General features: G+C 72.0%; 25 protein-coding genes. 15 read left to right on the top strand and 10 right to left on the bottom strand.

Annotated features, from left to right (window positions below):
* Positions 1 to 17 precede the first annotated feature (17 nt).
* Entirely contained in the window at positions 18 to 1,535 is a 1,518-nt protein-coding gene (locus OG553_RS13655; RefSeq protein ID WP_405979234.1) for a peptide MFS transporter, read from the bottom strand.
* Positions 1,536 to 1,725: 190 nt separating this feature from the next.
* Here OG553_RS13655 and OG553_RS13650 point away from each other — a divergent pair, with 190 nt between their 5' ends.
* The 4 genes from OG553_RS13650 (at position 1,726) to OG553_RS13635 (ending at position 4,914) form a co-directional block, all read left to right on the top strand.
* The gene (locus OG553_RS13650) at positions 1,726 to 2,736 is read left to right on the top strand and encodes a polyprenyl synthetase family protein (protein ID WP_401247197.1); all 1,011 of its coding nucleotides are present in this window, start codon (positions 1,726 to 1,728) and stop codon (positions 2,734 to 2,736) included.
* Between the two features lie 258 nt (positions 2,737 to 2,994).
* Entirely contained in the window at positions 2,995 to 4,200 is a 1,206-nt protein-coding gene (locus OG553_RS13645) for a LolA family protein (RefSeq protein ID WP_405979233.1), read from the top strand.
* A gap of 97 nt (positions 4,201 to 4,297) precedes the next feature.
* Entirely contained in the window at positions 4,298 to 4,501 is a 204-nt protein-coding gene (locus OG553_RS13640; protein WP_361608417.1) for a hypothetical protein, read from the top strand.
* On the top strand, positions 4,498 to 4,914 hold the full coding sequence (locus OG553_RS13635; RefSeq protein ID WP_405979232.1) for a hypothetical protein: 417 nt from the start codon (positions 4,498 to 4,500) through the stop codon (positions 4,912 to 4,914). The genes OG553_RS13640 and OG553_RS13635 overlap by 4 nt, the downstream gene beginning before the upstream one ends.
* Here the strand turns inward: OG553_RS13635 and OG553_RS13630 are convergent.
* The 4 genes from OG553_RS13630 to OG553_RS13615 all read right to left on the bottom strand — a co-directional run bounded on the left by OG553_RS13630 (position 4,888) and on the right by OG553_RS13615 (position 8,835).
* Positions 4,888 to 5,286 carry a hypothetical protein gene (locus OG553_RS13630; protein ID WP_405979231.1) on the bottom strand — a complete coding sequence of 133 codons (399 nt, stop codon included), beginning with the start codon at positions 5,284 to 5,286 and terminating at the stop codon, positions 4,888 to 4,890. The two genes, OG553_RS13635 and OG553_RS13630, sit on opposite strands and share 27 nt — an antisense overlap.
* A 67-nt stretch (positions 5,287 to 5,353) precedes the next feature.
* Positions 5,354 to 6,670: a M28 family metallopeptidase gene (locus OG553_RS13625; protein ID WP_405979230.1), complete on the bottom strand. Its 1,317-nt coding sequence runs from the start codon at positions 6,668 to 6,670 to the stop codon at positions 5,354 to 5,356.
* A gap of 217 nt (positions 6,671 to 6,887) precedes the next feature.
* Positions 6,888 to 7,859, bottom strand: coding sequence for an EamA family transporter RarD (rarD, locus tag OG553_RS13620; protein WP_405979229.1), 972 nt, complete (start codon positions 7,857 to 7,859; stop codon positions 6,888 to 6,890).
* A gap of 121 nt (positions 7,860 to 7,980) precedes the next feature.
* Positions 7,981 to 8,835 (bottom strand): NAD(P)H-binding protein, encoded by an 855-nt coding sequence (locus tag OG553_RS13615; RefSeq protein WP_405979228.1) that lies wholly within the window; start codon positions 8,833 to 8,835, stop codon positions 7,981 to 7,983.
* 117 nt (positions 8,836 to 8,952) lie between these two features.
* Between OG553_RS13615 and OG553_RS13610 the strand changes: the two genes are divergently transcribed.
* Positions 8,953 to 9,348 carry a winged helix-turn-helix transcriptional regulator gene (locus OG553_RS13610; RefSeq protein ID WP_405979227.1) on the top strand — a complete coding sequence of 132 codons (396 nt, stop codon included), beginning with the start codon at positions 8,953 to 8,955 and terminating at the stop codon, positions 9,346 to 9,348.
* Between the two features lie 41 nt (positions 9,349 to 9,389).
* On the opposite strand, the gene OG553_RS13605 is transcribed toward OG553_RS13610, so the two are convergent.
* From OG553_RS13605 to OG553_RS13585, 5 genes are all read right to left on the bottom strand, one after another.
* Entirely contained in the window at positions 9,390 to 10,481 is a 1,092-nt protein-coding gene (locus OG553_RS13605) for a 2-oxoacid:ferredoxin oxidoreductase subunit beta (RefSeq protein ID WP_405979226.1), read from the bottom strand.
* On the bottom strand, positions 10,474 to 12,420 hold the full coding sequence (locus OG553_RS13600; protein WP_405979225.1) for a 2-oxoacid:acceptor oxidoreductase subunit alpha: 1,947 nt from the start codon (positions 12,418 to 12,420) through the stop codon (positions 10,474 to 10,476). The genes OG553_RS13605 and OG553_RS13600 overlap by 8 nt, the downstream gene beginning before the upstream one ends.
* Before the next feature lie 214 nt (positions 12,421 to 12,634).
* A complete protein-coding gene (locus OG553_RS13595; RefSeq protein WP_125595319.1) occupies positions 12,635 to 13,294 on the bottom strand; it encodes a response regulator transcription factor in 660 nt (219 codons plus the stop codon).
* Between the two features lie 324 nt (positions 13,295 to 13,618).
* Positions 13,619 to 14,917: a sensor histidine kinase gene (locus tag OG553_RS13590; RefSeq protein ID WP_405979224.1), complete on the bottom strand. Its 1,299-nt coding sequence runs from the start codon at positions 14,915 to 14,917 to the stop codon at positions 13,619 to 13,621.
* A gap of 116 nt (positions 14,918 to 15,033) precedes the next feature.
* A complete protein-coding gene (locus OG553_RS13585; RefSeq protein ID WP_405979223.1) occupies positions 15,034 to 16,200 on the bottom strand; it encodes a sensor histidine kinase in 1,167 nt (388 codons plus the stop codon).
* Positions 16,201 to 16,356: 156 nt separating this feature from the next.
* On the opposite strand from OG553_RS13585, the gene OG553_RS13580 reads away from it, so the two are divergent.
* Genes OG553_RS13580 through OG553_RS13535 form a run of 10 tightly spaced genes read left to right on the top strand, consistent with a single transcriptional unit; the run spans position 16,357 to position 26,418 of the window.
* Positions 16,357 to 16,764 (top strand): NADH-quinone oxidoreductase subunit A, encoded by a 408-nt coding sequence (locus OG553_RS13580; protein WP_267033263.1) that lies wholly within the window; start codon positions 16,357 to 16,359, stop codon positions 16,762 to 16,764.
* Positions 16,755 to 17,354: an NADH-quinone oxidoreductase subunit B gene (locus OG553_RS13575; RefSeq protein ID WP_405979222.1), complete on the top strand. Its 600-nt coding sequence runs from the start codon at positions 16,755 to 16,757 to the stop codon at positions 17,352 to 17,354. The genes OG553_RS13580 and OG553_RS13575 overlap by 10 nt, the downstream gene beginning before the upstream one ends.
* A complete protein-coding gene (locus OG553_RS13570; protein ID WP_405979221.1) occupies positions 17,351 to 18,685 on the top strand; it encodes an NADH-quinone oxidoreductase subunit C in 1,335 nt (444 codons plus the stop codon). Before OG553_RS13575 ends, OG553_RS13570 begins: the two co-directional genes overlap by 4 nt.
* Positions 18,682 to 19,650 carry a complex I subunit 1 family protein gene (locus OG553_RS13565; protein ID WP_125817884.1) on the top strand — a complete coding sequence of 323 codons (969 nt, stop codon included), beginning with the start codon at positions 18,682 to 18,684 and terminating at the stop codon, positions 19,648 to 19,650. The genes OG553_RS13570 and OG553_RS13565 overlap by 4 nt, the downstream gene beginning before the upstream one ends.
* The gene (locus OG553_RS13560; protein ID WP_405979220.1) at positions 19,650 to 20,267 is read left to right on the top strand and encodes a NuoI/complex I 23 kDa subunit family protein; all 618 of its coding nucleotides are present in this window, start codon (positions 19,650 to 19,652) and stop codon (positions 20,265 to 20,267) included. The genes OG553_RS13565 and OG553_RS13560 overlap by 1 nt, the downstream gene beginning before the upstream one ends.
* Positions 20,267 to 20,911, top strand: coding sequence for an NADH-quinone oxidoreductase subunit J (locus OG553_RS13555; protein ID WP_405979219.1), 645 nt, complete (start codon positions 20,267 to 20,269; stop codon positions 20,909 to 20,911). Before OG553_RS13560 ends, OG553_RS13555 begins: the two co-directional genes overlap by 1 nt.
* Positions 20,911 to 21,279: an NADH-quinone oxidoreductase subunit NuoK gene (nuoK, locus tag OG553_RS13550; RefSeq protein WP_405979218.1), complete on the top strand. Its 369-nt coding sequence runs from the start codon at positions 20,911 to 20,913 to the stop codon at positions 21,277 to 21,279. Before OG553_RS13555 ends, nuoK begins: the two co-directional genes overlap by 1 nt.
* Complete coding sequence (locus OG553_RS13545) at positions 21,276 to 23,279, top strand: NADH-quinone oxidoreductase subunit L (protein ID WP_405979217.1); 2,004 nt, start codon at positions 21,276 to 21,278, stop codon at positions 23,277 to 23,279. The genes nuoK and OG553_RS13545 overlap by 4 nt, the downstream gene beginning before the upstream one ends.
* 38 nt (positions 23,280 to 23,317) lie before the next feature.
* Positions 23,318 to 24,871 (top strand): NuoM family protein, encoded by a 1,554-nt coding sequence (locus OG553_RS13540; protein WP_405983031.1) that lies wholly within the window; start codon positions 23,318 to 23,320, stop codon positions 24,869 to 24,871.
* Positions 24,868 to 26,418 (top strand): NADH-quinone oxidoreductase subunit N, encoded by a 1,551-nt coding sequence (locus OG553_RS13535; protein WP_405979216.1) that lies wholly within the window; start codon positions 24,868 to 24,870, stop codon positions 26,416 to 26,418. Before OG553_RS13540 ends, OG553_RS13535 begins: the two co-directional genes overlap by 4 nt.
* The last annotated feature ends 188 nt before the right edge of the window (positions 26,419 to 26,606 follow it).

Genomic DNA, 26,606 nt, shown 5'->3' with positions numbered 1-26,606 from the left:
GTTCCTTCACCGGCCCCTCAGTGGACGGGATGCATCGTGCGGCGCAGCCAGGGCGCGGCGGCGATCACGGCCAGGCCGGCGGCGACCGCGACGGCGCCGTTGACGCCGAAGTACACGGGGTTGGAGACGTGGCCGTACGCCTTGACCACCTGGGCCTGGATGCCGTTGGCGAGGGCCAGGGACAGGAACCACAGGGCCATCGTCTGGCTGGCGTACGCGCTGGGGGCGAGCTTGGTGGTGGCGGACATCCCGGAGGTCTCCAGGAGGACGTCCCCGAGCCCGAGGAGCAGGTAGGAGCCGACGATCCACCAGGCGGCCATCCGGTAGGTGTCGCCGTCGTGGCCGGAGGTGGGCCAGACCATCAGGAGGAAGGAGAGTCCGCCGAGGACGACGCCGATGGCGATCTTGTTGGAGGCGTGCGGCTGGCGGCGGCCCATCCGCACCCACAGGGCCGCCACCACGGGGGCGAGCGCGACCTCGAAGGCGCCGAGCGCCGAGGCGTACCAGCCGGCGGGGAAGTGGAATCCGAGGATCTCGGTCCGGGCGTTCGTCGAGGCCAGCAGCATCATCGTGGAGTAGGCCTGGAAGAGGACGAAGTTGAAGGCGACGGAGGCGAGGAAGAGCACCGCGTACGGGCGCAGGCGTCCGCGCTCCTCGGGCGTCACCCGTGGGCTGCGGAACATGAGCGCGAAGTAGACGACGGGGGCGATCACCGAGACGAGGGTCAGCAGGTCGACGAAACGGCCCATCGTCAACCAGCCGGTACCCGCCAGGAGGGTGGCGAGTGCGGCGAGGGCGAGGCATCCGGTGACGATCCGCCGGACGGCGGCGCGCATCGCGTCGGGGGCCAGCGCGTACTCGGCGGAGTGCCTGCGTCCGGCGAGGTGGCGGCGGCCGAGGACGTACTGGACCAGGCCCGCGGTCATGCCGACGGCGGCGGCGGAGAAGCCCCAGTGCCAGCCCTGGTGTTCGCCGAGCCAGCCGGTGACCAGCGGTCCGGCGAAGGCGCCGATGTTGATGCCCGTGTAGTAGAGGGCGAATCCGGCGTCGCGCCGTTCGTCGTCGGTGCGGTACAGCTTGCCGACCATGCTGGCCACGTTGGGCTTGAGCAGGCCGGTGCCGGCGCTGATCAGGCCGAGGCCGGTCCAGGTCATGGCGGCGGTGGGCACGGCCATGGCGTAGTGGCCGCAGGCGATCAGGATGCCGCCGGCCAGGACGGCGCGGTAGGAGCCGAGGATCCGGTCGGCGAGCCAGCCGCCGGCCACGGAGACGAGGTAGACCATGGTCCCGTAGGCCGCGGAGACGGACGCGGCGGTGGCCGGGTCCATGCCGAGGCCGCCGTGCGCGACGGTGTCCGCGAAGTAGAGGACGAGGATGGCCTGCATGCCCAGGAAGGAGAACCGCTCCCAGACCTCCAGCCCGGAGAGCGTGGCCAGGCCCCTGGGGTGCCCGAGGAAGGAGTGGTCGTCGGAGGACGGCGGCCGGTCCGCCCCGGGCTCCGCGGGCTCGTCTATATCGGTGGCAGTTCTGGACAAAACGCATTCTCCGGTTGTTTCGGCTCTCACCGAACATACCGGGGTGGATCGGACTATGCGTGCGCGGCAACCGGACAGCCGCTCTCGGTGATCGAAAACAGACCGGATACGCTGGCTTGAGTGATGGCAGCGACACATCGACAATCCAGGTGATCGTCAGCGTGATCGTCAGCAGACAGGAGTACCCCTCGTGACCGTCGTCGGGCCGTTCGGACTGAGCGTGCGGGACCAGGCTCTTGAGACCGATGTCCAGGCCGGACTGGCCGCCGTCGAGGCGGGTCTGCTGGAGGCCACCAAGAGCGAAGTCCCCTTCATCACCGAGGCCGCGCAGCATCTGGTGCGCGCCGGAGGCAAGCGGTTCCGGCCGCTGCTGGTGATGCTGGCCTCCCGCTTCGGCGACCCCTACGCGCCCGGCATCGTGCCGTCCGCGGTGGTCGTGGAGCTCACGCACCTGGCGACGCTGTACCACGACGACGTCATGGACGAGGCGGACGTGCGCCGCGGGGTGGAGAGCGCGAACGCCCGCTGGGGCAACTCCGTGGCGGTCCTGACGGGTGACTTCCTGTTCGCCCGTGCGTCGCACATCCTCGCGGACCTCGGGCCGGAGGCCGTGCGCATCCAGGCCGAGGCCTTCGAGCGGCTCGTGACGGGCCAGATCCTGGAGACGGCCGGTCCGCGCGACGGCCGCGACCCGGTCGCCCACTACCTGGACGTCATCGCCGGCAAGACCGGCTCGCTGATCGCCGTCTCCGGCCGCTTCGGCGCGCTGATGTCCGGCGCCGACGAGTCCGTCGTCGACATCCTGACCCAGTACGGCGAGCGCCTCGGCACCGCCTTCCAGCTCGCGGACGACGTCCTCGACATCGCCTCCGACTCGCACGAGTCCGGCAAGACCCCGGGCACCGACCTGCGCGAGGGCATCCCGACCCTGCCCGTGCTGCGGCTGCGCGAGATGGCCGAGCGGGACCGGCGCCCCGAGGACCTGGAGCTCGTCGCCCTGCTGGACGGCGACCTCACCGACGACGCCCGGCACGCCGAGGTCCTCGCCCGGCTGCGGGTGCACCCCGCGCTGGAGCAGGCCCGCCGCGACACCGTCCAGTACGCGGAGGACGCGCGCGCCACGCTCGCCCCGCTGCCGGAGTGCTTCGCGAAGTCGGCGCTGGAAGAGCTGTGCGACGCGGTGGTCCACCGCGCGGGCTGACCGCCGCGGCACCGCTTCCGGTACGGGCACCCGTGAAACGGGCACCTGAGGAATGGGCCCCTCCGCTTCCGCGACCCCTACGGGTCGGGGTGGAGGGGCCCTTCCCGTGTCATCCCACGGTCGTACGCGGAGTTGATTCCGGGGACTGACGCCCCGGACCCCCCGATTTGGTCAGATGGAGTCATCGAACCCCACCGGATCGGGTGAGCGCGGCGCCACGGGGGCCGCCGCCGAAGACACAGAGGGCAGGGCATTCAGATGGCAGCGAACACGAAGACCTCGCGCAAGGCCGCCCGGTACGCCGTACCGGTAGCCGTGGCGGGTGTCGCGGCGGCAACCGTCGCGATGGTCCCGGCCTTCGCCAACGCCGGAGGCCCGGACCTGCCCAAGGTGACGGCGCAGCAGCTGATCGAGAAGGTCGCGGCCTCCGACGTGGAGCAGCTCTCCGGCACCGCCAAGATCACCACCGACCTCGGCCTGCCGAAGATCGCCTCCGGCCTGCTGGGCGGCGGCGGGGTCGCGGGAGGCTCGGCCGACCCGCAGGACAAGATCGCGCAGCTGGCGAACGGGACGCACACCTTCCGCGTCGCGGCCGACGGCCCCGACCGCCAGAAGCTGACCTTCCTCGACGGCAAGGACGAGTACACCCTCGTCCACAACGGCCAGGACGTCTGGGGCTACGACTCCAAGTCCAACGAGGTCTTCCACGAGAAGGACGCCGGCAACGCCGGCCAGGACCACAAGAAGACCGCCGAGCGCCTCGCGGCCTCCCCGCAGGAGATGGCCCAGGAGGTCCTCAAGGCCGCCGGCACCACCACCGACATCAGCGTGGGCGACACCGCGCAGGTCGCCGGCCGCGACGCCTACCAGCTGGTCCTCAAGCCCAAGCAGAGCGGCTCCACCGTCGGCTCCGTGCAGATCGCGGTCGACGCCAAGAACGGCGTGCCGCTCCGCGTCCAGCTGCTGTCCAGCCAGGGCGGCAAGCCGATCGTCGACGCCGGCTTCACCCAGGTGACCTTCGCCAAGCCCGCCGCCGACGCCTTCGCCTTCACCCCGCCGAAGGGCGCCAAGGTGACCGAGGGCACCGAGCACGGCAAGGGCGGCAAGGACGACAAGCCGCTCAAGGCGCTGGAGTCCTTCCCCGGCCTCGGCGACCTGGCCGGCGGGGCGAACGGCAAGGGCGACGTGAAGGTCCTCGGCGAGGGCTGGTCCACGGTCGCGCGCATCGACAGCGGCGCCGGCCAGGCCGGCAAGTCCCTCAAGGACCTGGAGAACGACAAGAACGCGCCCAAGGAGGCCAAGCAGTTCCTGGACTCCCTCGGCGACAAGGTCACCGGGAAGTTCGGCGAGGGCCGGGTCTTCTCCACCCGCCTGGTCAACGCCCTGATCACCGACGACGGCAAGGTCTACGTCGGCGCGGTCACCAAGGACCAGCTGGTGAAGACGGCCGACTCCGCCAAGTAGCGGCCGCGGCACGGGGGGTGGCCCGGGACCTGTGTCCCGGACCACCCTTCTGCCGTTCCCCTCCTGCGTACAGCGGTCCCGCTGTACGGTGATGGACATGTCGAGACACGTCACCATCCGCCTGGACGAAGAGTTCCACGAACGCCTCAAGGCGCGCGCGGCGGCATTGGGCACGACGGTCACCGCGCTCATCACCGAGGTCACCGAACGCGAACTCGACGAGGACCGCAAGACGTTCCTCACCGGCATCGAGGAGTTCGCCGACCACTGGGGCTACTTCCAGGAGCGGTTCGGCAATTGAAGATCACAATGGAGTGGGCCTGGACCGCGCTGGCCCACCATCTGCCGTCGGACCCCGCCGTGTGGGACCCCTCCGGGGTGGCCGCCGCCGTCGCCCGGCACCAGAACGACCTGGTCATGGTCCCCGAGCAGCCCGCCCCCGACACCGCCTGGCGGGCCGCGGCCTTCCTGCACACGCTCGCCGTCTGCCCCGCGCTGGAATCCCCGATGAACGAGTTCTACGCCGCCGCCGCGACCCGCTCCTACCTGCGGGTGGCCGGTGCGAAGCGGCTGCCCTCGCCCGAGGAGCTCGGCGACCTCGTGGAGGCCGCGAAGCTGGGCCGCGCCGACGTCTCCGAGGTCGCCCAGCAGCTGCGCGTCCGCATCCAGGAGCCCCTGCCCGCCTCGCTACGGCCCGGCGCGGAGGACGCGTAGCACCATCGGGGCCTCGTCGGGGTGCAGCCGCAGCTCGGTGGCGCCGTCCTCGGAGCGGAACGCGACGCTGAGCTCGTCGGCGGAGACCGGCTCCAGGGGCGGGAAGCCGGCCGGAAGGGCGGCCGGGGCGCCCTCGGCGTACCAGCGGACGGGGCCGCCCGCGCCGCCCGGCGGCAGCTCCAGGTGCCCCTCGCACCACCGGCCGGCGGTGAGTCCGCGGTCGCACAGGTCGCAGGGGACGCGTACGGCGAGGCCCCGGGCGTGGTCCGCGAGACGCCGCAGCCGCCGCCGTCTGCGCACCAGGAGTGCGGGGTTGACGGCGGCGGCGGCCTGCGCGAGCAGGGTGAACAGGGCGGCGATCAGCTCCGGCATGATCCGATCAGATCACGCCGGAGCCCTAGAGGTCTAGACCATTCTGGTCGGATCCGCCGGTTCGCGGTCAGAAAGTGATCTTCCAGCTGTTGATGTAGCCGACGTCCTGCGCGGCCACGTCCTTGACCTGGAGCTTCCAGACGCCGTTGGCGACTTCGCTGGAGGCGTTCACCGTGTAGCTGGTGACCAGGTTGTCGGCCGAGTCCGAGCTGGAGTTCTTCAGCCGGTACGCCGTGCCGTCCGGGGCGATCAGGTCGATGACCAGGTCACCGCGGTAGGTGTGGACGATGTTCACGTCGACCTTGGTGGTGGCCGGCGCGTTGCCCGCGACGCCCGAGACCGTGATCGGCGAGGTCACCGCGGCGGCGGGGGAGTCCGGGATGTTCACGTCCGCCGTGTTCTCGAAGGACGGGCCCGGCGGGACCGGGGTGGCCGCCCCGAGGTTCCAGATCGCGTAGGCGATGGCGTCGGCGTTGCGGTCCAGGGCGGTGTCGTTGATGTTCGCCGTGGTGTCGCAGGAGGAGTGGTAGCAGCGGTCGAAGGCCTGGCCGGAGGTGCCGCCCCACTTCTGGGCCTGGGCCGCCGTCTTGGTGTAGTCGGCGCCGGAGAACAGGCCGCCGACCGGGATCCCGGCGTTCTTGAACGGCGCGTGGTCGGAGCGCCCGTCGCCCTCGGTCTCGATCTCGGTGGGGATGCCGAGGCCCGCGTAGTAGTTCTTGAAGGTCTGCTCGATCGTCGGGTCGTCGTCGTAGACGAAGTAGCCCGGGTTCGGCGAGCCGATCATGTCGAAGTTCAGGTAGCCGGAGATCTTCGCCTTCTCCGCCGCCGGCAGGCTGTTCACGTAGTACTTCGAGCCGACCAGGCCCAGCTCCTCCGCACCCCACCAGCCGAAGCGCAGGTGCTTCGTCGGCTGGAGGTTCGCGCGGGACACCGCGAGTGCGGCCTCCAGGACGGCCGCCGAGCCGGAGCCGTTGTCGTTGATGCCGGGGCCCGAGGTCACCGAGTCCAGGTGGGAGCCGGACATCAGGACCGAGTTCGGGTCGCCGCCCGGCCAGTCGGCGATCAGGTTGTAGCCCGTCGCACCGCTGGAGGTGAAGGTCTGCAGGCTGGTCGTGAAGCCGGCCGCGTCCAGCTTGGCCTTCACGTAGTCGATCGAGGCCTTGTAGCCGGCCCGGCCGTGGGCGCGGTTGCCGCCGTTGGTGGTGGCGATGGTCTGGAGCTGCGTCAGGTGCGCCTTGACGTTGGCCAGCGGGATGTCCGGCGGCGTCGGCGCCGCGGTGACGGCCGTGGGGGCCGCGAGCGCGGCGGGAGAGGTGGCGGCCAGCAGCCCCGCGACCGCGATCGCGGTCGCGGCGGCAAGACGCCGGGAGACGGACAGGCTCATGTGGGGGCTCCGGGATTCCGTTGGGATGATCCGTTGGGGATGAGACGGAACGTGCGGGAATCGTGCAGGTGAGCGTTGGTGCGTCAGTGCGAGCCTGATGTTCAGCGAGAGTATGACTATCCGTCAAGACCACAATCCGGTCAGGGTAGTTCGGAAAACGGACGATCCCCGGTACGGATGTTCCGTACCGGGGATCGTGTGGTGTATCGGTGCGCGGTTACGCGGGCTCGCGGCTCGGCGCCGGATCGCCGCCGGGCACCGGCTCGGCCGCCGCCGTGGCGGACGCCTTGGCCAGCAGAGCCCGCGAGCGCCGGGCGGTCCGCAGCGCGTCCCAGGTCAGCAGCAGCAGCGCGGCCCAGACCAGCGAGAAGCCGGCCCACCGCTCGGGCGGCATCGCCTCGTGGAAGTAGACGACCCCGAGCGCGAACTGGAACACCGGCGCCAGGTACTGGAGCAGGCCCAGCGTGGACAGCGGCACCCGGATCGCGGCCGCCCCGAAGCAGATCAGCGGGAGCGCGGTGACCAGCCCGGTCGCGGCCAGCAGCGCCGAGTGTCCGAGCCCCTCTGTGGCGAAGGTGGACCGCCCCTGGACCCCCAGCCACACCAGGTAGCCCAGGGCGGGCAGGAACTGCAGGGCCGTCTCGGCGGCCAGCGACTCCAGGCCGCCCATGCCGAGCTTCTTCTTGATCAGCCCGTAGGTCGCGAAGGAGAAGGCCAGCGTGAGCGAGATCCACGGCAGCCGCCCGTAACCGACGGACAGCACCACCACGGCGGCGAAGCCGATCCCCACCGCCGCCCATTGCGACCGGCGCAGCCGCTCGCCCAGGACCAGGACGCCGATGGCGATGGTGACCAGCGGGTTGATGAAGTACCCGAGGCTGGCCTCGACGACCTGGCCGTTGTTGACCGCCCAGATGTAGAGGCCCCAGTTCACGCTGATCACGGCCGCGGCCAGGGCCGTCAGCCCGAGCTTGCGCGGCTGCCGGGCGATCTCGGCGATCCAGCCCCAGCGGCGCAGCGCGAGCAGCGCGACGCCGACCACGGCCAGCGACCAGACCATGCGGTGGGCGAGTATCTCGATCGCCCCGGAGGGCTTGAGCAGTGGCCAGAACAGGGGGACGAGCCCCCACATTCCGTACGCGCCGAATCCGTAGAGCAAACCCGTGCGCTGTTCGTTCTCCGCCTTCACGGGCCCTCCAGTGCGACTTCCGGCCAATCTCACAACCTCACGACGGTATCGCCGGACGGCGGTCCTGTCATGCCCGTTCTGGAGAGATACTCATGACACCGCGGGGGCCGGAGGGTCGGAATCAGGCCAGGGCGGTGGCGATGGCCGCCGACACCGGAGTCGTCGGGCGCCCGATCAGGCGCGACAGGTCGCCGCTGGTCCCCGCCAGCCGGCCGCGCGAGATCGCCGCGTCCACGTCGACGAGGATCGCCGCGAAGGGCTCGGGCACCCCGGCGCCGGTCAGCACCGTCAGGTGCGCGTCGGCCCCGACGGCGGCGTACGAGACCTCGCGGCCGGACTGCCGCGCCACCTCGTCGGCGTACTCGGCCAGGCTCCAGGCGGTGTCCCCGGACAGCTCGTAGACCTTGCCCAGGTGGCCCTCGCCGGTCAGCACCGCGGCGGCGGCCGCCGCGTAGTCGGCCCGCGCCGCCGAGGCGATCCGGCCCTCGCCCGCGCTGCCGACGACCGCGCCGTGCTCCAGGACCACGGGGAGCTGGGCGGTGTAGTTCTCGTGGTACCAGCCGTTGCGCAGGAAGGTGTGCGGGAGCCCGGAGTCGAGGATCGCCCGCTCGGTCGCCTTGTGCTCGGCGGCCAGCTCGAAGTCCGCCTCTGGCCCGCCGAGGATGCCGGTGTACGCCAGCTGGGCGACCCCGGCCGCCGCCGCGGCCTCGATCACGGCCGTGTGCTGCGGGATCCGCCGCCCGACCTCGCTGCCGGAGATCAGCAGGACCCGGTCGCCGGCCCGGAAGGCGCCGGCCAGGGCGGCCGGGTCGCCGTAGTCGGCGACGCGTACGTCGATGCCGCGCGCGGCCAGGTCGGCGGCCTTCTCCGCGCTGCGGACGACCACGGCCAGCTCGGTGGCGGGGACCCGGGCCAGCAGCTCCTCGACGACGAGACGGCCGAGGGATCCGGTGGCTCCGGTGACGACGATGCTCATGATGCGCTCCTGGTGCGTGGGGTTCGCGGGGTCCTGCGGGATCCTGCGGGGTGATGACACCAGCGTATGGAGAGCGCTAACTATTCGTAAGTACCCACTTCAAAGTAAGGTACTGGTATGGACGTAAGTGTGCAGTCGCCCCCGGACGTGAAGCCCGCCAACGTGAAGGCCCCGACGTGCCCCTCGCGCGGGATCCTGGAGCACGTCACCAGCCGCTGGGGCGTACTGGTCCTCGCCGCCCTGGTGGAGCGCTCGTACCGGTTCAGCGAGCTGCGCCGGGAGGTGGGCGGGGTCAGCGAGAAGATGCTCGCCCAGACCCTCCAGACACTGGAGCGCGACGGCTTCGTGCACCGCCACGCGCACCCGGTGATCCCGCCGCACGTGGACTACACCCTCACCGACCTGGGCCGGGAGGCCGCCGAACAGGTGTGGGCCCTGGCCCGCTGGACGGAACGCCGCACCGGCGAGGTGCAGCGGGCCCGGGCGGCGTACGACGAAGCCCGGACCCCGTAGCGGGGTCCGGGCTCGGGCTCGGCGGTCGTCCGCCGACCTGTTCAGCCGATCACGGTCCAGGTGTCGGAGCCGGCCAGCAGGGTCGCCAGGTCGCCCTTTCCGCGCTGGTCGACGGCGGTTTCGAGCTGGTCGGCCATGAGGGTGTCGTAGACGGGCCGTTCGATGCTGCGGAAGACGCCGATGGGTGTGCGGTGGAGGGTGTCGGGGTCGGCGAGGCGGGAGAGGGCGAACGCGTTGGTGGGGGACGGGGCGTGGGCGTCGTGGACGAGGATCCGTGTTTCGTTGGCGGGCGTGACCTCGACGACTTCGAGGTCGCCGGTGCGTTCGTTGCGGATGACGCCCTTGTTGCCGTCGGTGCCGAAGCGGATGGGCTGTCCGTGTTCGAGGCGGATGACGGCTTCTTTGGCCTGTTCCTGGTCTTTGAGGGTGTCGAAGGCGCCGTCGTTGAAGATGTTGCAGTTCTGGTAGATCTCGACGAGGGCGGTGCCGGGGTGGTCGGCTGCCTGGCGCAGGACCTCGGTGAGGTGTTTGCGGTCGGAGTCGACGGTGCGGGCGACGAAGGAGGCTTCGGCTCCGAGGGCGAGGGAGACGGGGTTGAAGGGGGCGTCGAGGGAGCCCATGGGGGTGGATTTGGTGATTTTGCCGAGTTCTGAGGTGGGGGAGTACTGGCCTTTGGTGAGGCCGTAGATGCGGTTGTTGAAGAGGAGGATCTTGAGGTTGACGTTGCGGCGGAGGGCGTGGATGAGGTGGTTGCCGCCGATGGAGAGGGCGTCGCCGTCGCCGGTGACGACCCAGACGGAGAGGTCGCGGCGGGAGGTGGCGAGGCCGGTGGCGATGGCGGGGGCGCGGCCGTGGATGGAGTGCATCCCGTAGGTGTTCATGTAGTACGGGAAGCGGGAGGAGCAGCCGATGCCGGAGACGAAGACGATGTTCTCCTTGGCGAGGCCGAGCTCGGGCATGAAGCCCTGGACGGCGGCCAGGACCGCGTAGTCCCCGCAGCCCGGACACCAGCGGACCTCCTGGTCCGACTTGAAGTCCTTCATCGACTGCTTCGCCTCGGCCTTGGGGACCAGGGAGAGCAGGGTGGGGACATCGATGGGGGAGTCGGTGGGGGCGTCGGTCACCTCAGTCATTGATGGCCTCCTCGAGAACCTTCGCGAGCTGTTCCGCCTTGAAGGGCATTCCGTTGACCTGGTTGTACGACTGGGCGTCGACCAAGTACTTCGCCCGGATCAGGGTGGCCAGCTGCCCGAGGTTCATCTCCGGCACCACTACCTTGTCGTAACGCTTCAGGACCTCTCCGAGATTCCTCGGGAAGGGGTTGAGGTGGCGCAGGTGGGCCTGTGCGATCGCCCCTCCGTCCTGGCGCAGCCGGCGGACGGCGGCGGTGACGGGGCCGTAGGTGGAGCCCCAGCCCAGGACGAGGGTGCGGGCGCCGTCCGGGTCGTCGACCTCCAGGTCGGGGACCCGGATGCCGTCGATCTTGGCCTGCCGGGTGCGGACCATGAAGTCGTGGTTGGCCGGGTCGTAGCTGATGTTGCCCGTGCCGTCCTGCTTCTCGATGCCGCCGATCCGGTGCTCCAGGCCCGGCGTGCCCGGCACCGCCCACGGACGGGCCAGGGTCTCCGGGTCCCGCTTGTACGGCCAGAACACCTCGGTCCCGTCCGCCAGGGTGTGGTTGGCCCCGGTCGCGAACTGGACCTTCAGGTCGGGCAGGTCCGCCACGTCGGGGATCCGCCACGGCTCGGAGCCGTTGGCGAGGTAGCCGTCGGAGAGCAGGAAGACCGGGGTCCGGTAGGTGAGGGCGATCCGCGCCGCGTCGAGCGCGGCGTCGAAGCAGTCCGCCGGGGTGCGCGGGGCGACGACCGGGACGGGGGCCTCGCCGTTGCGGCCGTACATGGCCTGGAGGAGGTCCGCCTGCTCGGTCTTGGTCGGCAGCCCGGTGGAGGGCCCGCCGCGCTGGATGTCCACGATCAGCAGCGGCAGCTCCAGGGACACCGCCAGCCCGATGGTCTCGGACTTCAGCGCCACGCCGGGCCCGGAGGTCGTCGTCACGCCGAGCGCGCCGCCGAAGGCCGCGCCGAGGGCGGCGCCGATGCCGGCGATCTCGTCCTCGGCCTGGAAGGTCCGCACGCCGAAGTTCTTGTGCTTGCTCAGCTCGTGCAGGATGTCGGAGGCCGGGGTGATCGGGTACGAGCCCAGGTAGAGGGGCAGGTCGGCCTGCTGGGCCGCCGCGATCAGGCCGTAGGAGAGGGCCAGGTTCCCCGAGATGTTGCGGTAGGTGCCCGTGGGGAAGGCCTTGGTGGCCGGGGCCACCTCGTAGGAGACGGCGAAGTCCTCGGTCGTCTCGCCGAAGTTCCAGCCCGCGCGGAAGGCGACGATGTTCGCCTCGGCGATGTCGGGCTTCTTCGCGAACTTCTGCCGCAGGAAGTTCTCGGTGCCCTCCGTGGGCCGGTGGTACATCCAGCTCAGCAGGCCCAGCGCGAACATGTTCTTGCTGCGCTCGGCCTCCTTGCGGGAGAGCCCGAAGTCCTTCAGGGCCTCCACCGTCAGGGTGGTCAGCGGCACCGGGTGGATGTTGTACGCGGAGAGGGAGCCGTCCTCCAGGGGGGAGGTCTCGTAGCCGACCTTGGCCATGGGGCGCTTGGTGAACTCGTCCGTGTTGACGATGATCTCCGCGCCGCGCGGCACGTCCGCGATGTTCGCCTTCAGCGCCGCCGGGTTCATCGCGACCAGCACGTTCGGCGCGTCACCGGGCGTGAGGATGTCGTGGTCCGCGAAGTGCAGCTGGAACGAGGACACGCCCGGCAGGGTCCCGGCGGGGGCCCGGATCTCGGCGGGGAAGTTCGGCAGCGTCGAGAGGTCGTTGCCGAAGGACGCCGTCTCCGAGGTGAAACGGTCACCCGTCAGCTGCATACCGTCACCCGAGTCACCCGCGAAACGGATGATCACCCGGTCGACACGGCGGATCTCCTTGCCGGCTCCATGGGGCGCAGTCGCGCTGCGCTGCTCCCCGATGGACCCGCCGGCCCCGTCGGCCTGCTCGGCCGGGCTACTGACCTGGCTGGTCACTGAACTGGACCTCCTTCGAGGCGGGGGCGCTCGTTCCCAGAACCAACCCTACGTCCGTGAGGTCGTCCGGCCCTGGGTCGCCCGCATTCTGGACCGCCCCTCGCGGGGCAGTCTGTCCGACAGACGTCGTGCACAACTCGAAATATTCCAAATCACCCGGCGGTCGCCGTGACGCCCCGGAACGGCGCGCCTTACCTGACAGATTGTCAGTTAATCAAGACCTCAGATAGGTGAGGACCGCCAGTACACGCCGGTGATCCCCGTCACTCGGGGACAAACCCAGCTTCATGAAGATATTGCTGACGTGCTTCTCCACGGCCCCATCGCTCACCACGAGCTGCTTGGCTACAGCGGAATTCGTGCGTCCTTCAGCCATCAGGCCCAGTACCTCGCGCTCGCGCGGGGTCAGACCGGCGAGGACGTCCTGCTTCCGGCTCCGGCCGAGCAGCTGTGCCACGACCTCGGGGTCCAGGGCCGTCCCGCCCCGCGCGACGCGGACGACGGCGTCGAGGAACTCCCGCACCTCGGCCACGCGGTCCTTCAGCAGGTACCCCACGCCGGTACTGGAACCGGCCAGCAGTTCGGTGGCGTACTGCTCCTCCACGTACTGCGACAGCACGAGCACGCCGATGCCGGGGTAGTCCCGGCGCAGCCGCACGGCCGCCCGTACGCCCTCGTCGGTGTGCGTCGGCGGCATCCGCACGTCCGCCACCACCACGTCGGGCAGCGCCCCCTCGGCCGCCAGGTCCGCCACCGTCTTGATCAGGGCTTCCGCGTCCCCGACGCCGGCCACGACGTCATGCCCCCGGTCGGTCAGCAGCCGGGTCAGGCCCTCACGGAGCAGCACTGAATCCTCGGCGATGACGACCCGCACCCTGTCTTCCACGTTCCCGCAGCTCCCGCGTCCACTCGTCGACCACTTGGCAGGGCCAAGCATCCCAGCCGGACGAGCCCCCGGGGGCGGATCCCGGCCAAGGCGAGCAGACATGGCCAAATCAAGCCGGGCCCTCCAGCCCTGACCGGCACCCTCCAGCCCCGCCGGCGCTTGAGGCGCGGGGTCCGGGGCGGAGCCCGGGGAACGGAGGAAGGGCGGGTAGGGGACCGGCCCGCGCAGCGGCACCCCACCCACCCACCCGCACCCGGACCGCCCCACCTCCGCCCACCCGCACCCCACCCAACCGGCCCGGCCAGGGAAGCGTCAGGCCCGCCACGGCAGCTCCGCCGTGACCACCGTCCCCTCCCCCTCGGGGGAATCGACCACGAACACCCCGTCCACCGCGTCCAGCCGCTCCGCGAGCCCCGCCAGCCCGCTCCCGCCGGAGGCATCCGCTCCGCCCCGCCCGTCGTCCGCGACGCGGATCAGCAGCCGGTTCCCCGACTTCCACACCTCGACGCTCGCGCCCCGCGCCGTCGCCCCCGCGTGCTTGCTGACGTTCTGCAGCAGCTCGGAGACCGTGAAGTACGCGATGCCCTCGATCGCCGCCGCCGGCCGGGCCGGGAGGTCCACCTCCACCCGCACCGGAACCCGGCACCGCGAGGCCACCGACGACAGCGCCGCGTCGAGCCCCCGGTCGGTCAGCACCGCCGGGTGGATGCCCCGCGCGAGGTCCCGCAGCTCCTGGAGGGCGATCTTCACCTCGCCGTGCGCCTCGTCCACCATCCGGGCCGCGGCCCGCGGATCCTCGGCCAGCTTCTCCTTCGCCAGGCCCAGGTCCATGGCCAGCGCCACCAGCCGGGCCTGCGCCCCGTCGTGCAGGTCGCGCTCGATCCGCCGCAGGTCGGCCGCCGCGGTGTCCACGACCGCCCCGCGGTCGGACTCCAGCTCCATGACCCGGTCGTCCAGGCGGGACCGGCCGAGCAGCCCGCTGACCAGCACCCGGTCGGCGGTGGTCAGCGCCCGCAGCACCCACGGGGTGGCCAGCGTCAGGCCCAGCCCGATGACGGAGGAGCCGATCACCGTGACGGGGGAGTCCAGGTAGAAGGCGTAGTCGTCGTTCTGGAGGACCGGCAGCCCCGGCAGGTCGGTGAAGGCCGGGAAGACCCAGAACCACAGCGGGTACAGCAGCATGCTCCAGCCGGCGGTCCACAGCGTGAGCGCCGTCGAGAAGGTGAACACCGCCCAGGGCAGGTGGACCACGGAGTACAGCACGTGGCGCCAGGCGCTGCCGCTCTTGAGCAGCGCCCCGACCCGGGCCACCGCCCCGTCCTTCGCCGCCCGGACCGGCGCCGGATCGGCGACCGGCACGCGCAGCATCCCGCGCACCCGGGCCCGCTCCACCCGCCCGAAGCCCCGGCACATGGCCAGCACCCCGGCCAGTACCGGCACCCCGACGAACGTCACGAGCAGCCCGGCCCCGATGGACACGCCGGTGACGGCGAGCGAGAAGTACAGGGTGCTCAGCGGCAGGCCCACCAGGAGGTACGCGAACTCGCGCCAGGTCTGCGCCGCCACCGGCGCCCGCAGCACCGCCCGGCCGATGCACTTGCCGTTGCCCATGATCCCGCCCCGCCCTTCAGCTCGTCCCTTGACCCCTCAACCCTGCCGCCCACCCCTCTGCCCGAACCATGCGGCAGGTCGGCGTCTCCCCCCTGGGGTTAACCCCACCCCCGCCGCTAACCCCGCCCGCGCCAAGGAAGCTCGGCGGTGACCACGGTCCCCTCCCCCTCGGGGGAATCCACCACGAACACCCCGTCCACCGCCCGCAGCCGCTCCGCGAGCCCCGCCAGCCCGCTCCCGCCGGAGACGTCCGCTCCGCCGCGCCCGTCGTCCGCGACCCGCAGCAGCAGCCGCGCCCCCTCCCGCCACACCTCGACGCTCGCACCGCGGGCCGTCGCCCCCGCGTGCTTGCTGACGTTCTGCAGCAGCTCCGACACCACGAAGTACGCGATCCCCTCGATCGCCTCGGCCGGCCGCTCCGCCAGCTCCACGTGCACCTTCACCGGCACCAGGCACCGCGAGGCCACCGACGACAGCGCCGCGTCGAGCCCCCGGTCGGTCAGCACCGCCGGGTGGATGCCCCGCGCGAGGTCCCGCAGCTCCTGGAGGGCCAGCTTCACCTCGCCGTGCGCTTCGTCGACCATCGCCGCCGCGCCCTCCGGGTCCTCCAGCAGCTTCTCCTTCGCCAGCCCCAGCCCCATGGCCAGCGCCACCAGCCGGGCCTGCGCCCCGTCGTGCAGGTCGCGCTCGATCCGCCGCAGGTCGGCGGCCGCCGTGTCCACGACCACCCCGCGCCCCGACTCCAGCTCCGCGATGCGCCGCTCCAGCTCGTCGGAGGGCGACAGCAGGCCCCGTACCATCGCGCGGTCCACGTTCGCGAGGGCGCGCGCCAGGTACGGCAGCACCGGCCACAGCACGATCAGGCCGGGCAGCGCGATACTGAAGGTCAGCACCCCCCACGGCAGCCGGACCAGTTCGTACAGGACGGTCCGCCAGCCCACCGGGTCCTTGATCCCGGCCCACAGCCAGGGGAAGAACCCACCGGCCCGGTACGGCGGGGGCAGCGGGGTCGGCTCGTCCACCCGTACGCCGAGCAGGGCCCGCGCCCGCGCGCGTTCGAGCTTTCCGAGCTGCCGCGAGCCGAGGAGACCGCACGCGAGCAGCGGAAGTCCGATCGCGGTCACGGACAGGCCGCCCGCCGTCGCAATCATGAAAACCGTGTAAACAAATCCGATCAACGCCACCGGCAGGTTGCTCAGGAGGTAGGCGAGCTCCTTCCACGTGGCCGCGTCGAAAGCGGGGCGTACGGGAGGGGGAGCCGAAGCTTGATCGTTCGCGGTCATGCGGCTCAGCCTGCCAATTCCGCCCCGCCGACGCCATGGGGCAGCCAGGCGCCAGTGAACGGGGGGTAACCCCACCCTGCACAGCCCAGGCCCTAGACTCCCTGCCGTACCAGATCAACCTGATCGTCGACAGTGGCCGAGGAGCGAGGAACGGACGTGCCCGACCCAACGGTATCGACAGCAACCGTGATCGCAGCGGACTACTTCCGGAGCTATTCGGTCGTCGGCCTGCTCGCGGTCCTCGGCGTGCTCTTCGTCGCCGTGGCCTTCGGCGCCGGCCGCCTGCTGCGGCCCGTGGTCCCGACCCCCGAGAAGCTGCTGACGTACGAGTGCGGCGTGGACCCCGTGGGCGAGGGCTGGGCGCACACCCAGGTCCGCTACTACGTCTACGCGTTCCTGTACGTCATCTTCGCCGTCGACTCGATCTTCCTCTTCCCGTGGGCGACGGTGTTCGCCGCCGCCGGTTACGGCGCCACGACCCTGGTCGAGATGTTCATCTTCCTGGGGTTCCTGGCCGTCGGCCTGCTCTACGCGTACAAGAAGGGCGTCCTCGAATGGACGTGACACCGGCCGTCACCCCGGAGCCCCAGCTGCTGCCGGAGCCGAAGAGGCTGGGCGTGCTCTCCCGCCTCGCCCCCGAACCCATGAAGGTGGTCCTGAACTGGGGCCGCCGCTACAGCCTGTGGGTCTTCAACTTCGGCCTCGCCTGCTGCGCTATCGAGTTCATCGCGGCGTCGATGGCCCGACACGACTTCATCCGCCTGGGTGTCATTCCGTTCGCGCCGGGCCCGCGCCAGGCCGACCTGATGATCGTCTCGGGCACGGTGACGGACAAGATGGCCCCGGCCGTCCGGCGCCTGTACGAGCAGATGCCCGAGCCGAAGTACGTCATCTCCTTCGGCGCCTGCTCCAACTGCGGCGGCCCGTACTGGGACTCGTACTCCGTCACCAAGGGCGTGGACCAGATCATTCCGGTCGACGTCTACGTGCCGGGCTGCCCGCCCCGCCCGGAGGCCCTCCTCCAGGGCATCCTCAAGCTCCAGGAGAAGATCGCCCGGGAGTCCCTCGCGGACCGCTACGCGGCATCGCCCTCCGTCGCCCAGCTCACCAGCGGCCTCGTCGCGGCGCCGCCCGCACCGGGGGCCGGCGCGTGAACCTCTACGACTCCCTCCCCGAAGCGGCCGGCACGGTCTTCGGCGCCGAGGCCGTGGCCTCGTCCGCGTACGAGCTCCTCACCGTCGACGTCCCCGTCGGCTCCTGGATCTCCGCGCTGGAGATCGCCCGCGACAAGCTGGGCTGCACCTACTTCGACTGGCTGAGCGCCGTCGACGAGCCCGGTACGGGCTTCCGCGTCTGCGCGCACGTCGTCTCCCTGGAGAACCACCGCGTACGCCGGCTGCTGCTGCGCACGACCGTCCCGCACTCGGCGCCCTCGCTGCCGTCGGCCGTCGCCGTGTACGCGGGCGCGGAATGGCACGAGCGGGAGACCTTCGAGATGTTCGGGGTCACCTTCACGGACCACCCGAACCTCGTCCACCTGCTCCTCCCCGAGAACTTCGAGGGACACCCGCTGCGCAAGGACTTCGTCCTGGCGGCGCGCGTCGCCAAGGCGTGGCCCGGGGCCAAGGAGCCGGGCGAGGCGCACGACCCGGACGCGCCGAAGCGCCGCCAGATGCTCCCGCCCGGCGTGCCGGACCCGAACGACTGGGGCCCGCTCAAGGGCCAGCTGCCCCCGGCCCCCAGCCGCCCGGCCCGCGCCCCCCGCGCCGCCGGCGCCGGCCCGGCCCGCGCCCCGCGCGAGGGCGCCCCGGTGCGCCGCACGCGCTCGGTGGCGGAGGGCTCGGCCACCCAGACCACGCCCGACGACACCCCGGACGCCCCGCGCCCGCCCCGTCGCACCCGCTCGGTGACGGACGGCTCGGCGAGCCAGACGACCCCGGCGGACGCACCGGAGACCCCGCGCCCACCGCGCCGCACCCGCTCGGTGACGGACGGCTCGGCCAGCCAGGCGACCCCGGCCGCGGACGCCCCGGAGACGGCCGACGAGCCCGGCACCCCGGAGACCGGCGCGCCGGTGCCCCCGGCTGCCGCCCCCGGCCCCGCCCGCCCGCCCCGCCGCACCCGCTCGGCCTCCGACGGCTCGGCCAGCCAGGCGGCCCCGCCGGAGCCGGGCACCCCCGACTCCCCGGCTGAGGCCCCCGAGACCCCGCGCCCCGCCCGGCGCACCCGCTCCGCCTCCGACGGCTCGGCGAGCCAGACGCCCCCGGCCCCGGACACCCCGCCGGAGGCAACGGCAACGGCAACGGCAACGGCAACGGCGCCGGAGCCGGAGGCTCCCAGGCGCCCGGCACCGCGGAGCGCCGACGCGCCCTGGCACAACCCGAAGCCCGCCTTCGAGGAGCCCCCGGCCCCCGAGGCCGAACCCAAGCCCAGGCCCAGGCCCGAGGCCGAACCCGAAACCGACACCACCGGAGGCGACGCGTGAACGACGTCCTCGACGTCGCCCTGCGACTGATCGTCGTCTTCGCCGTCTTCCTCGTGCTCCCGCTCGTCATCGGGCAGACCGAGCACAAGGTGATGGCGCACATGCAGGGCCGCCTCGGCCCCATGTACGCCGGCGGCTTCCACGGCTGGGCCCAGCTCGTCGCCGACGGCGTGAAGTTCGCGCAGAAGGAGGACATCGTCCCGGCCAACGCCGACCGGCGGATCTTCCAGCTCGCCCCCGCCGTCGCGCTGCTGCCGTACCTCCTCGTCCTCATCGCCATCCCCATCGGCCCGGGCGACAGCTGGATCGGCCAGGTCATCGACGCCGGCCTCTTCTACGCACTCGCCGTCATGGGCGTCGGCGTGCTCGGCAGCCTCATGGGCGGCTGGGCCTCCGCGAACAAGTTCTCCCTGCTCGGCGGCCTGCGCACCGCGGCCCAGCTGCTCGCGTACGAGCTCCCCATGCTGCTCGCCGCCGCGTCCGTCGCGATGGCCGCCGGGACCGTGTCCCTGCCCGGCATCGTCGGCGCCTTCGAGTGGTGGTGGCTGCCCTGGCAGATCATCGGCGCGGTCGTCTTCTTCACCGCCGGCCTCGCCGAACTCCAGCGGCCCCCGTTCGACATGCCCGTCGCCGACTCAGAGATCATCTTCGGTGCGTACACCGAGTACACCGGCCTGCGCTTCGCGCTGTTCCTGCTCGCCGAGTACGCAGGCATCGTCGTCCTGTGCGCCCTCACCACCGTCCTCTTCCTCGGCGGCTGGCACGGCCCCTTCGGCGGTGACGGCCTCGGCTGGTTCTGGACCCTCCTCAAGACCGCCGTCCTCGCCTTCGTCGTCATCTGGCTCCGGGTGAGCTACCCGCGCCTGCGCGAGGACCAGCTCCAGAAGCTCGCCTGGACCGTACTCATCCCGCTCGCGCTCGCCCAGATCGCGCTCACCGGCATCGTGAAGGTGGCGATCCAGTAATGCCCCCGATTCCCGGATCCGGCCTCGCCAAGGGCCTGGCCGTCACCCTGCGCACGATGACCAAGCGCGCGCACACCGCCCAGTACCCCGAGGTGCAGCCCGAGCTCCCGCCCCGCAGCCGCGGGGTCATCGGCCTGTTCGAGGAGAACTGCACGGTCTGCATGCTGTGCGCCCGCGAGTGCCCCGACTGGTGCATCTACATCGACTCCCACAAGGAGACGGTGCCCGCCGCCACCCCCGGCGGCCGCGAGCGCAGCCGCAACGTCCTCGACCGCTTCGCCATCGACTTCTCCCTCTGCATGTACTGCGGCATCTGCATCGAGGTGTGTCCCTTCGACGCCCTCTTCTGGTCGCCGGAGTTCGAGTACGCGGAGACCGACATCCACGAGCTCACCCACGAGCGCGACAAGCTGCGCGAGTGGATGTGGACCGTGCCGGCCCCGCCCGCCCTCGACCCCGCGGCGGAGGAGCCCAAGGAGATCGCCGCCGCCCGCAAGGCCGTGGAGAAGGCCGAAGCCACCGCCGCTGCCGCCGCCGCGGCGGCCGCCGCGGCCCAGGCCGAAGCGGCCCCGCCCGCCGACGGCACCCCCGACACCCCGGCGGGAGGCACCGCCTGATGTACCCCGCCCACCCCGCCCACCTCGCAGCCGCCGTGGCCGCCGGCGCCCCCGCGCCCGGCCCCGGCTTCCTCTCGCCGACCGGTGTGGAGATCGCCTTCCTCCTCGTCGGCATCGCCACCCTCGGCGCGGCCGTCATCACGGTCACCACCAAGCAGCTCGTGCACGCCGCCCTCTGGCTGGTCGTCGCACTCGGCGGGATCGCCGTCGAGTACCTGCTGCTGACCGCCGAGTTCATCGCCTGGGTCCAGGTCCTGATCTACCTCGGCTCCGTGGTCGTCCTCCTCCTCTTCGGGCTGATGCTCACCAAGGCCCCCATCGGCCGCTCCCCGGACGCCGACTCCGGCAACCGCTGGGTCGCCCTCGGCGTCGCCGGCGCCGCCGGGGCCGCGCTCGTCTGGGTCGTCGCCGACGCCTTCCGCACCACCTGGATCGACCTCGACGGACCCGCCCGGGGCTCCACCAAGGTCTCCGGAGAGATCCTCTTCCAGCACTGGGTGCTGCCCTTCGAGGCGCTCTCCGTGCTCCTCCTCGCCGCCCTGATCGGCGCCATCGTGCTCTCCCGCCGCAACACCCCCGCCGAGGACGCCGCCGACGCGGCCGACGCCGCCGCCCGCGCGGCCGGCCAGGAGGGACAGAGCTGATGCACCTCGCCTACCCCGCGGTCCTCGCCGCCCTCCTCTTCGCCACCGGCCTCTACGGAGTGCTCGCCCGCCGCAACGCCATCCTGGTCCTGATGTCCGTCGAGCTGATGCTCAACGCCGTCAACCTCAACCTGGTGGCCTTCGACGTCTGGCTGCGCGACACCCTGCACGCCGGCCAGGCCCTCACCCTCTTCACCATCGCCATCGCCGCCGCCGAGATCGGCATCGGCCTCGCCATCGTGCTGATGGTGTACCGCAACCGCGGCACCTCGGACGTCGACAAGCTGCGCGACACCGCCGAGGGCCACGAGCCCGGCCGGCCCGATGACACCACTGCCGTCACTGCCCGGCCGGAGGTCGCCGCGTGAGCACCACGACCCTCGCGGTCCTCGTCCCCGTCCTCCCCTTCCTCGGCGCCCTCGCCGGCCTGCTCCTGGGCCGCACCGCCCCCGGCTTCGTCAGGCCGCTCGCCGTCCTGCCGACGCTGGCCGCCGCCGTCCTCGCCGTGCTCGTCGCCGTCCGCCACGGAGGCGGCCCGGCCATCGACACCGCGACCGAGCTCACCCCGACCGGCTCGGTGCCGATCGAGCTGTCGCTCCACCTGGACGGCTTCGCCGTACTGGTCGCCGCCCTCGTCGGGGTCGTCGCCACCTGCGTCCAGCTCTACTCGACGGCCTACCTGCGCGAGGACCCGCGCTACCCGTCCTACGCCGCCCTCGTCTCCCTGTTCACCTCCGCCATGCTGCTCGTCGTCTACTCCGGCGACCTGATGGTGCTGCTGGTCGGCTGGGAGATCATGGGCATCTGCTCGTACTTCCTCGTCGGCCACTACTGGGAGACCGAAGCAGCCCGCTCCGCCTCCCTCAAGGCCTTCCTGGTCACCAAGCTCGGCGACGTCCCCTTCCTCATCGGACTGTTCGCGCTCGCCGCCGACGCCGGCTCCTTCCGGATCACCAAGATCCTCGGCACGGTCGCTGCCGGCGGACTCGACCACCCGACGCTCATCGCACTGCTCCTGCTCGCCGGCGTCGCAGGCAAGTCCGCGCAGTTCCCGCTGCACACCTGGCTCCCCGACGCCATGGCCGGCCCCACCCCGGTCTCCGCGCTGATCCACGCCGCGACGATGGTCGCCGCCGGCGTGTACTTCATCGCCCGCCTGCTGCCGGTCTTCACGGCCTCCCGGGCCGCCCTCGTGGTCATGGCCGTCATGGCCGCCGTCACGATGGTCGGCTCCGGCCTCGCGGCCCTGGCCCAGGACGACATCAAGCGCGTCCTCGCCTACTCCACGGTCGGCCAGCTCGGCTACATGACCGGCGCCCTCGCCGTCGGCGACCGCGGCGCCGCCGTCTTCCACCTCCTGTCCCACGGCGCCTTCAAGGCGCTCCTCTTCCTCGGCGCGGGCGTCATCATCCACGCCGCCGGAACGAACTCCCTGGCCGCCATGTCCCGGATGGACGGCCTGGCCAAGCGCATCCCCGACGCCTTCTGGACGATGACGGTCGCGCTGCTCGCGCTCGCCGCCATCCCGCCCTTCGCCGGTTTCTTCTCCAAGGAAGCCGTCCTCGTCGCCGCCGAGCACGCCGCCGGCGGACACTCCGACCTCGCGCCCGGCGCGGCCGGCTGGATCGTCCTCACCGCCGGAGTGCTCACCGCCCTGCTCACCGCCGCCTACGCCACCCGCCTGTGGCTCATGGCCTTCCGGGGCCGCGGCGCCGCCGCCCCCGACCACGGCAGGGAACCCGTCGCCATGACCGGCGTGCTGTGGCTGCTGGCGGTCCCCTCGACCGCCTTCGGCCTCGCCGCCGGCCCCCTCGCCGACTGGTTCGACGGCGAGGAACTCACCCCGTCCGTGACCACCTCGGTCCTCGGCACCGGCGCCGCGCTCATCGGCATCGTGCTCACCTACGGCCTCTGGCAGCGGGCCACCGCCCGCGCCGCCGCCGGCATCCCGGGCGGAGCCGCCGTGCCCGCCTCCGTCGCCGCCGCCGAATCCGCAGCCGAGACCCCCGAGGTGGCCGAGGTGACCCACGACCACCCCGCCGTCCCGGCCACCCCCGCGGCCGACCCCGGCCGGGCACTCCTCGGCCCGCTGCACCGCCACGCCGCCGACGGCTTCCACCTCGACGCCGTCTACGACCGGCTCTTCGTCCGCCCCACCCGGGCGGCCGCGGGCCTCGTCCGCTTCCTCGACCGCGAGGTCGTCGACACGTACGTCCGCGGCGCGGGCACCGGCCCCCGGCTGCTCGGCAGCCTCGTACGCCGGGCCCAGACCGGCAACGTGCAGAGCTACCTGAGCGCCCTGCTCGCCGGCGCCGTGGTCCTGGCCATCGCCACCGCCGTCCTCGCCAACGTCAACGCCGGATCGTGAGCCGAGAGTCAGCCGTGATCGATATCAGCCCGTCCGTGATGCAGTTCCTCCTGGCGTTCACCGTGGCCGCACCGCTCCTCGGCGCCGTCGCGGCCCTCCTGCCGGCCCCGCCCGGACTGAAGGGCAAGAGCCCCGAACAGGCCGTGCTCCGCCACGGCGTCACCGTCACCGCGGTCGTCCTCGCCGCGGCCGTCGCCCTCACCCTGGGCTTCGACCACGACGCCCCGTCCCGCTTCCAGGCGACGACGGACATCAGCTGGATCCAGGCGCTGAACATCCGGATCCACCTCGGCATCGACGGCATCTCGCTCCCCCTCCTCCTGATGACCGCGCTGCTGTTCTTCCTCTGCGCGGTGTACAGCTACTTCAAGCTCCCCGAAGGCCCCTCCGCGAAGGCCTTCGTCGCACTGCTCCTCGTACTCGAGTCCGGCACCCTCGCGACCTTCGCCGTCCTCGACCTGATGCTCTTCTTCCTCGCCTTCGAGATGGTCCTCATCCCGATGTACTTCCTCATCGCCCGCTGGGGCGGTGCCCAGCGGCAGGCCGCCGCCTGGAAGTTCATCCTCTACACGCTGCTCGGCTCCGTGGTCATGCTGCTCGGGCTGCTGCTCATCGGCCTGAACAGCGGCACTTTCGACATGGTGGCACTCGCCTCTGACAACGGCCGCGGACTGAGCCACACCACCCAGCTCCTGGCCGTCCTCGCCATCGGCATCGGCCTCGCCGTGAAGACCCCGATGTGGCCGCTGCACACCTGGCTGCCCGACGCCCACACCGCCGCCCCCACCGTCGGCTCCGTACTCCTCGCCGGCGTCATGCTGAAGATGGGCACCTACGGCTTCGTCCGCATCCTGCTGCCCGTCACCCCCGACGGCATGCACACCTTCGCCCCCTACCTCGGCGCCTTCGCCGCCGTCGGCATCGTCTACGGATCCCTCGCCTGCCTCGCGCTGACCCGCAAGAACGGCAAGGGCGACCTCAAGCGCCTCATCGCGTACTCCTCCGTCGGCCACATGGGCTTCGTCCTCCTCGGCATCGCCTCCATGACCCCCACCGGGGTCAACGGCGCCCTCTTCGCCAACATCGCCCACGGCCTGATCACCGGCCTCCTCTTCTTCGTCGTCGGCGCCCTCAAGGACCGCTACGGCAGCAGCGACCTCGACACCCTCGCCGGAGCCACCGGCGCGGCCCTCTACGGCCGCGCCCCCCGCCTCGGCGCGCTCCTCGCCTTCGCCGCCGTCGCCTCCCTCGGCCTGCCCGGCCTGGCCGGCTTCTGGGGCGAGATGCTCGCCCTCTTCGGAGCCTTCGACCCCGCCGAGGGGCTCTCCCGCCCGGCCTTCCTCACCTACATGGCCGTCGGCGCGTTCGGCACCCTGCTCACCGCCGCCTACCTGCTGATCGTCGTACGGCGCGTCTGCATGGGCGACCCGAAGGCCGGACCCGAGATCACCGTCGCCGACGTCCAGCGCTACGAGTTCGCCGCCTGGACCCCGCTCGTCGCCCTCACCGTCCTCGCCGGCCTGTGGCCGGCGGTCCTCCTCGGCCTCACCGACCCGGCCGTACAGAAGCTCCTCGCAGGAGGCAACGCATGACGGCCACGACGGTCCTCGCCGCCGCCACCCCCAGCCTCGTCCAGTCCGTCGACTGGCTCGCGATCGCGCCCGTGGTCATCACCGCCGCCGTCGCCGTGTTCGCCCTCGTCGCCGACCTGTTCATGTCCGAGGCCCGCAAGCCGGTCCTCGGCTGGATCTCCGTGGTCGGCCTGGCCGCCGCGACCGCCTCCCTGCTCCCGCTGCGCGCCGGCGACCGCTCCACCTTCTGCCTCACCGGCGACCCGGCCGCCTGCAGCTACACCGCGGACCACTTCGCGCTCGTCGTGCAGTTCCTGGTCCTGGCCGGAGCCCTGGTCACCGCACTGCTGTCGGTCACCGCCGTCCGCGACGCGCGCACCCCGGCCGGCGAGTACTGGTTCCTGCTGCTCTCCTCCGCCGCCGGCGCCGCGCTGCTGCCCGCCTCCCGCGACCTCGCCACCCTGATCGTCGCCCTCGAAGTGGCCTCGCTGCCCGCGTTCGCCCTCGTCGGCATGCGGCGCGGGGACCGGCTCTCCTCCGAGGCCGCCCTCAAGTTCTTCCTGTCCTCGGTCACCGCCACCGCCGTCTCCCTGATGGGCGTCAGCTTCGTCTACGCCGCCACCGGCTCCCTGCACCTCTCGCAGGTCGCGGGACGGCTCGAAGAGGTACCCGGGCAGCTCGACACCCTCGCCATGGCGGGTGTCGCGCTCACCCTCGTCGGCTTCGCCTTCAAGACCGCGGCCGTCCCCTTCCACTTCTGGGTCCCCGACACCTACGTCGGCGCCCCCCTGCCCGTCGCCGGCTACCTCTCGGTGATCGGCAAGGCCGTCGGCTTCACCGGCCTCATCCTCGTCACGGTGATCGCCTTCCCCGCGTACTCCGACATCTGGGGTCCGGCCCTGGCCGTGCTCGCCGCGCTCACCATGACCCTCGGCAACGCCGCCGCCCTGCGCCAGTCCGCCGACCGCGCCCACAGCGCCGTACGCCTCCTCGCCTGGTCCTCCGTCGGCCAGGCCGGCTACCTCCTGGTCCCGATCGCCGCGGCCGCGTACACCGACCGCGACCAGATCGGCTCCACCGTCGCCTACGCGCTCATGTACGCGGCCGTGAACCTCGGCGCCTTCGCCGTGGCCGCACTGGTGGCCCGTACGAAGCCGCTGAACCGGATCAGCGACTACCGAGGCCTGTACGCGCAGCGGCCCGCCGCCGCCCTCGCGATGGCCTTCTTCCTGCTCTGCCTGGCCGGACTGCCGCCGGGCATCATCGGCCTGTTCGCCAAGGTCGCCGTCTTCCGGTCGGCCGTCGACGCCGGCCTCGGCTGGCTGGCCGTGCTCATGGCCGTCAACGTCGTCGTCGCCCTGTACTACTACCTGCGCTGGACCGCGCTCCTGTTCCGCACCCCGGAGCCGGGGACGGAGCCGCAGGGCGCCGGGGACACGTTCGCCCGTACGAAGGCGCCCTGGCCCGTCGCGGCCGCGATCGCCCTCACCGCCGTCGTCGCCCTGGTCCTCTCGGGCGCCCCGCAGCTCGTCCTGCGCTTCGCCTCCGGCAGCCTCTTCCCGCTGTAGCCCGTCCGGCCGCGCCCGCGGCCGCGCCCCCCGGCCGGGCTCACCCGTACGGAGCAACGCCCGCCGCCGTCCCCCGGCCCGTGCCACGGGGGCGGTGGCCCCGCCCTGCCCTGGGAACCAGACGCCGCCACCTCGCGTTGACCAGGAAGGGAGGGTCCACTGGACCGAAGTCCCTCAGATCCACGACG

Source organism: Streptomyces sp. NBC_00158, from assembly GCF_045160885.1.
In the GTDB taxonomy this organism is placed as follows: domain Bacteria; phylum Actinomycetota; class Actinomycetes; order Streptomycetales; family Streptomycetaceae; genus Streptomyces.
This window is presented reverse-complemented; position numbering and strand designations above follow the sequence as displayed.

Bases quoted from the DNA above. Each gene is read 5' to 3' on its own strand.
- OG553_RS13610 (WP_405979227.1), top strand. From the start codon at position 8,953: ATGGACGTAAGTGTGCAGTCGCCCCCGGACGTGAAGCCCGCCAACGTG.
- OG553_RS13640 (WP_361608417.1), top strand. From the start codon at position 4,298: ATGTCGAGACACGTCACCATCCGCCTGGACGAAGAGTTCCACGAACGC.
- nuoK (WP_405979218.1), top strand. From the start codon at position 20,911: ATGCACCTCGCCTACCCCGCGGTCCTCGCCGCCCTCCTCTTCGCCACC.
- OG553_RS13630 (WP_405979231.1), bottom strand. From the start codon at position 5,286: ATGCCGGAGCTGATCGCCGCCCTGTTCACCCTGCTCGCGCAGGCCGCC.
- OG553_RS13535 (WP_405979216.1), top strand. From the start codon at position 24,868: ATGACGGCCACGACGGTCCTCGCCGCCGCCACCCCCAGCCTCGTCCAG.
- OG553_RS13625 (WP_405979230.1), bottom strand. From the start codon at position 6,670: ATGAGCCTGTCCGTCTCCCGGCGTCTTGCCGCCGCGACCGCGATCGCG.
- OG553_RS13645 (WP_405979233.1), top strand. From the start codon at position 2,995: ATGGCAGCGAACACGAAGACCTCGCGCAAGGCCGCCCGGTACGCCGTA.
- OG553_RS13555 (WP_405979219.1), top strand. From the start codon at position 20,267: ATGTACCCCGCCCACCCCGCCCACCTCGCAGCCGCCGTGGCCGCCGGC.
- OG553_RS13605 (WP_405979226.1), bottom strand. From the start codon at position 10,481: ATGACTGAGGTGACCGACGCCCCCACCGACTCCCCCATCGATGTCCCC.
- OG553_RS13540 (WP_405983031.1), top strand. From the start codon at position 23,318: ATGCAGTTCCTCCTGGCGTTCACCGTGGCCGCACCGCTCCTCGGCGCC.
- OG553_RS13560 (WP_405979220.1), top strand. From the start codon at position 19,650: ATGCCCCCGATTCCCGGATCCGGCCTCGCCAAGGGCCTGGCCGTCACC.
- OG553_RS13585 (WP_405979223.1), bottom strand. From the start codon at position 16,200: ATGACCGCGAACGATCAAGCTTCGGCTCCCCCTCCCGTACGCCCCGCT.
- OG553_RS13615 (WP_405979228.1), bottom strand. From the start codon at position 8,835: ATGAGCATCGTCGTCACCGGAGCCACCGGATCCCTCGGCCGTCTCGTC.
- OG553_RS13575 (WP_405979222.1), top strand. From the start codon at position 16,755: ATGGACGTGACACCGGCCGTCACCCCGGAGCCCCAGCTGCTGCCGGAG.
- OG553_RS13590 (WP_405979224.1), bottom strand. From the start codon at position 14,917: ATGGGCAACGGCAAGTGCATCGGCCGGGCGGTGCTGCGGGCGCCGGTG.